The organism is Mycobacterium lehmannii, from assembly GCF_002245535.1.
Taxonomy (GTDB): domain Bacteria; phylum Actinomycetota; class Actinomycetes; order Mycobacteriales; family Mycobacteriaceae; genus Mycobacterium; species Mycobacterium lehmannii.
Window position 1 is genome coordinate 1 of the sequence record NZ_NKCN01000056.1, and the last position, 5,427, is coordinate 5,427.

The following is a 5,427-nucleotide window of genomic DNA, read 5'->3' on the forward strand; positions in this document are numbered from 1 at the left end:
GCGGGTGTGTTGTTTGAGAACTCAATAGTGTGTTTGGTGGTTTTTGTTTGTTGTTGTTTTTTGCCATGCCCTGTTTTCCCGTTTGTGGGTGTGGTGTTTTTTGATGCCAGTTTTTGGTGTCTGTTTGGTCAGATTGTTTCGAACAGTTTTTGTTTGGAGAGTTTGATTCTGGCTCAGGACGAACGCTGGCGGCGTGCTTAACACATGCAAGTCGAACGGAAAGGCCCCTTTGGGGGTGCTCGAGTGGCGAACGGGTGAGTAACACGTGGGTGATCTGCCCTGCACTTTGGGATAAGCCTGGGAAACTGGGTCTAATACCGAATACACCTTGCTGGTCGCATGGCCTGGTGGGGGAAAGCTTTTGCGGTGTGGGATGGGCCCGCGGCCTATCAGCTTGTTGGTGAGGTTATGGCTTACCAAGGCGACGACGGGTAGCCGGCCTGAGAGGGTGACCGGCCACACTGGGACTGAGATACGGCCCAGACTCCTACGGGAGGCAGCAGTGGGGAATATTGCACAATGGGCGCAAGCCTGATGCAGCGACGCCGCGTGGGGGATGACGGCCTTCGGGTTGTAAACCTCTTTCAGTGCCGACGAAGCGTAAGTGACGGTAGGCACAGAAGAAGGACCGGCCAACTACGTGCCAGCAGCCGCGGTAATACGTAGGGTCCGAGCGTTGTCCGGAATTACTGGGCGTAAAGAGCTCGTAGGTGGTTTGTCGCGTTGTCCGTGAAAACTCACAGCTTAACTGTGGGCGTGCGGGCGATACGGGCAGACTTGAGTACTGCAGGGGAGACTGGAATTCCTGGTGTAGCGGTGGAATGCGCAGATATCAGGAGGAACACCGGTGGCGAAGGCGGGTCTCTGGGCAGTAACTGACGCTGAGGAGCGAAAGCGTGGGGAGCGAACAGGATTAGATACCCTGGTAGTCCACGCCGTAAACGGTGGGTACTAGGTGTGGGTTTCCTTCCTTGGGATCCGTGCCGTAGCTAACGCATTAAGTACCCCGCCTGGGGAGTACGGCCGCAAGGCTAAAACTCAAAGAAATTGACGGGGGCCCGCACAAGCGGCGGAGCATGTGGATTAATTCGATGCAACGCGAAGAACCTTACCTGGGTTTGACATGCACAGGACGACTGCAGAGATGTGGTTTCCCTTGTGGCCTGTGTGCAGGTGGTGCATGGCTGTCGTCAGCTCGTGTCGTGAGATGTTGGGTTAAGTCCCGCAACGAGCGCAACCCTTGTCTCATGTTGCCAGCGCGTTATGGCGGGGACTCGTGAGAGACTGCCGGGGTCAACTCGGAGGAAGGTGGGGATGACGTCAAGTCATCATGCCCCTTATGTCCAGGGCTTCACACATGCTACAATGGCCGGTACAAAGGGCTGCGATGCCGTGAGGTGGAGCGAATCCTTTCAAAGCCGGTCTCAGTTCGGATCGGGGTCTGCAACTCGACCCCGTGAAGTCGGAGTCGCTAGTAATCGCAGATCAGCAACGCTGCGGTGAATACGTTCCCGGGCCTTGTACACACCGCCCGTCACGTCATGAAAGTCGGTAACACCCGAAGCCGGTGGCCTAACCCCTTGTGGGAGGGAGCCGTCGAAGGTGGGATCGGCGATTGGGACGAAGTCGTAACAAGGTAGCCGTACCGGAAGGTGCGGCTGGATCACCTCCTTTCTAAGGAGCACCAGTTATTTTCCCCCGCCCCCACGCCTGTGGGATCAGTTGCGGTTGGGATATTTAGTGCCAGCACCTGTAGTGGGTGTTTCGGCCGGTGCACAGCAAACGTTGATCGTCTGGTGGGGAAAGCCGGGCGTGAAAGATTGCCAGACACACTATTGGGCTTTGAGACAACAAGCCCGTCGCCTCTTTGTCCCGAGTGTGGGATATCGGAGGTGGTGTTGATCCCCGTGTTGGGGGTTGGTTGTGGTTGTCGCCCTGCTTTGGTGGTGGGGTGTGGTGTTTGATTTGTGGATAGTGGTTGCGAGCATCTGAACGCAGAGACCTGTGTGGGTTTTTGTGTTCTGATAATGCAATTTTTATTCTTCCGAGAATATTTTTTGATCTGTTTTGTGTGTAAGTGTTTAAGGGCGCATGGTGGATGCCTTGGCACTGGGAGCCGATGAAGGACGTGGGAGGCTGCGTTATGCCTCGGGGAGCTGTCAACCGAGCGTGGATCCGAGGATGTCCGAATGGGGAAACCCGGCACGAGTGATGTCGTGTCACCCAACGCTGAATATATAGGCGTTGGGGGGGAACGCGGGGAAGTGAAACATCTCAGTACCCGTAGGAAGAGAAAACAATTGTGATTCCGTGAGTAGTGGCGAGCGAAAGCGGAGGATGGCTAAACCGTGTGCATGTGATACCCGGCGGGGGTTGTGTGTGCGGTGTTGTGGGGCCTGTGTTCTCCTTTCCGCCGAGGGGAGCAGCAGTGATAAAGCAGTGGGTTAGGTGAAGTGGCCTGGGATGGTCTGCCGTAGTGGGTGAGAGCCCCGTAACCGAAAACTTGTTGCCTGTTGTCGCAGGATCCCCGAGTAGCAGCGGGCCCGTGGAATCTGCTGTGAATCTGCCGGGACCACCCGGTAAGCCTGAATACTTCTCAGTGACCGATAGCGGATCAGTACCGTGAGGGAATGGTGAAAAGTACCCCGGGAGGGGAGTGAAAGAGTACCTGAAACCGTGTGCCTACAATCCGTCAAAGCCTTCGATTTATTTCGTGGGGTGATGGCGTGCCTTTTGAAGAATGAGCCTGCGAGTCAGGGACATGTCGCGAGGTTAACCCGGGTGGGGTAGCCGCAGCGAAAGCGAGTCTGAATAGGGCGTATCACGTCAGTAGTGGCGTGTGTAGTGGTGTGTTCTGGACCCGAAGCGGAGTGATCTACCCATGGCCAGGGTGAAGCGCGGGTAAGACCGCGTGGAGGCCCGAACCCACTTAGGTTGAAGACTGAGGGGATGAGCTGTGGGTAGGGGTGAAAGGCCAATCAAACTCCGTGATAGCTGGTTCTCCCCGAAATGCATTTAGGTGCAGCGTTGCGTGTTTCTTGTTGGAGGTAGAGCTACTGGATGGCCGATGGGCCCTACTAGGTTACTGACGTCAGCCAAACTCCGAATGCCGACAAGTCAAAGCGTGGCAGTGAGACGGCGGGGGATAAGCTCCGTGCGTCGAGAGGGAAACAGCCCAGATCGCCGGCTAAGGCCCCTAAGCGTGTGCTAAGTGGAAAAGGATGTGCAGTCGCAAAGACAACCAGGAGGTTGGCTTAGAAGCAGCCACCCTTGAAAGAGTGCGTAATAGCTCACTGGTCAAGTGATTGTGCGCCGATAATGTAGCGGGGCTCAAGCACACCGCCGAAGCCGCGGCAGCAACACCTTGTGTGTTGTTGGGTAGGGGAGCGTCCTGCATCCGGTGAAGCCACAGAGTGATCTAGTGGTGGAGGGTGTGGGAGTGAGAATGCAGGCATGAGTAGCGATAAGGCAAGTGAGAACCTTGCCCGCCGGAAGACCAAGGGTTCCTGGGCCAGGCCAGTCCGCCCAGGGTGAGTCGGGACCTAAGGCGAGGCCGACAGGCGTAGTCGATGGACAACGGGTTGATATTCCCGTACCCGTGTATGAGCGTCCCTGACGAATCCATACTGCTAACCACCCAAACGGTGGCCTACCAATCCCTTCGGGGAGCGGGGGTCACCTGCTGCGTGGGACCCGTGTGGGTAGTAGTCAAGCGATGGGGTGACGCAGGAAGGTAGCCGTACCAGTCAGTGGTAATACTGGGGCAAACCTGTAGGGAGAAACCTAGGCAAATCCGGGTTTCACATATCCTGAGAGGTGATGCATAGCCGAGTGAGGCGAATTCGGTGATCCTATGCTGTCGAGAAAAGCCTCTAGCGAGTCCATACACGGCCCGTACCCCAAACCAACACAGGTGGTCAGGTAGAGAATACCAAGGCGTACGAGTGAACTATGGTTAAGGAACTCGGCAAAATGCCCCCGTAACTTCGGGAGAAGGGGGACCCCCATACCGTCAACCCACTTGCTGGGGGCAGCGGGAGGGGGTGGCACAAACCAGTGAGAAGCGACTGTTTACTAAAAACACAGGTCCGTGCGAAGTCGCAAGACGAGGTATACGGACTGACGCCTGCCCGGTGCTGGAAGGTTAAGAGGACCCGTTAACCCCGTAAGGGGTGAAGCGGAGAATTTAAGCCCCAGTAAACGGCGGTGGTAACTATAACCATCCTAAGGTAGCGAAATTCCTTGTCGGGTAAGTTCCGACCTGCACGAATGGCGTAACGACTTCTCAGCTGTCTCAACCATAGACTCGGCGAAATTGCATTACGAGTAAAGATGCTCGTTACGCGCGGCAGGACGAAAAGACCCCGGGACCTTCACTACAACTTGGTATTGGTGCTCGATTCGGTTTGTGTAGGATAGGTGGGAGACTGTGAAACTCACACGCCAGTGTGGGTGGAGTCGTTGTTGAAATACCACTCTGATCGTATTGGGCCTCTAACCTCGAACCGTCTATCCGGTTCAGGGACAGTGCCTGGCGGGTAGTTTAACTGGGGCGGTTGCCTCCTAAAAAGTAACGGAGGCGCCCAAAGGTTCCCTCAACCTGGACGGCAATCAGGTGTTGAGTGTAAGTGCACAAGGGAGCTTGACTGCGAGACGAACATGTCAAGCAGGGACGAAAGTCGGGACTAGTGATCCGGCACCCCCGAGTGGAAGGGGTGTCGCTCAACGGATAAAAGGTACCCCGGGGATAACAGGCTGATCTTCCCCAAGAGTCCATATCGACGGGATGGTTTGGCACCTCGATGTCGGCTCGTCGCATCCTGGGGCTGGAGCAGGTCCCAAGGGTTGGGCTGTTCGCCCATTAAAGCGGCACGCGAGCTGGGTTTAGAACGTCGTGAGACAGTTCGGTCTCTATCCGCCGCGCGCGTCAGAAGCTTGAGGAAACCTGTCCCTAGTACGAGAGGACCGGGACGGACGAACCTCTGGTACACCAGTTGTCCCACCAGGGGCACCGCTGGATAGCCACGTTCGGACAGGATAACCGCTGAAAGCATCTAAGCGGGAAACCCCCTCCAAGACCAGGCTTCTCACCCATACAAGTGGGATAAGGCCCCCCGCAGACCACGGGATCGATAGACCAGACCTACACACCCAGCAATGGGTTCAGGGAACTGGCACTAACCGGCCGAAAACTTACACACACTCGCAACCACACCACGCGTATCAACCACGCAAACACACCCCACCACCAAAACACCCTTCCCCTCACCACCAACGAGGGGCACTGAATAAGTGAATAAAGTTACGGCGGTCAATAGCGACAGGGAAACGCCCGGACCCATCCCGAACCCGGAAGCTAAGCCTGCCAGCGCCAATGATACTGCCCCACCCGGGCGGAAAAGTAGGACACCGCCGAACACAAATTAG

3 rRNA genes are annotated in these 5,427 nt (G+C 56.3%); all 3 read left to right on the forward strand.

Annotated elements, in window-relative coordinates:
* Positions 1 to 150 precede the first annotated feature (150 nt).
* The 3 genes from CEX87_RS26705 (at position 151) to rrf (ending at position 5,418) form a co-directional block, all read left to right on the forward strand.
* Positions 151 to 1,674: ribosomal RNA gene (locus CEX87_RS26705) — 16S ribosomal RNA — on the forward strand.
* A gap of 397 nt (positions 1,675 to 2,071) precedes the next feature.
* Positions 2,072 to 5,201 (forward strand): 23S ribosomal RNA (locus CEX87_RS26710).
* Between the two features lie 102 nt (positions 5,202 to 5,303).
* Positions 5,304 to 5,418: ribosomal RNA gene (gene rrf / locus CEX87_RS26715) — 5S ribosomal RNA — on the forward strand.
* Together the 16S, 23S and 5S rRNA genes form the textbook arrangement of a ribosomal RNA operon.
* Positions 5,419 to 5,427 lie beyond the last annotated feature (9 nt).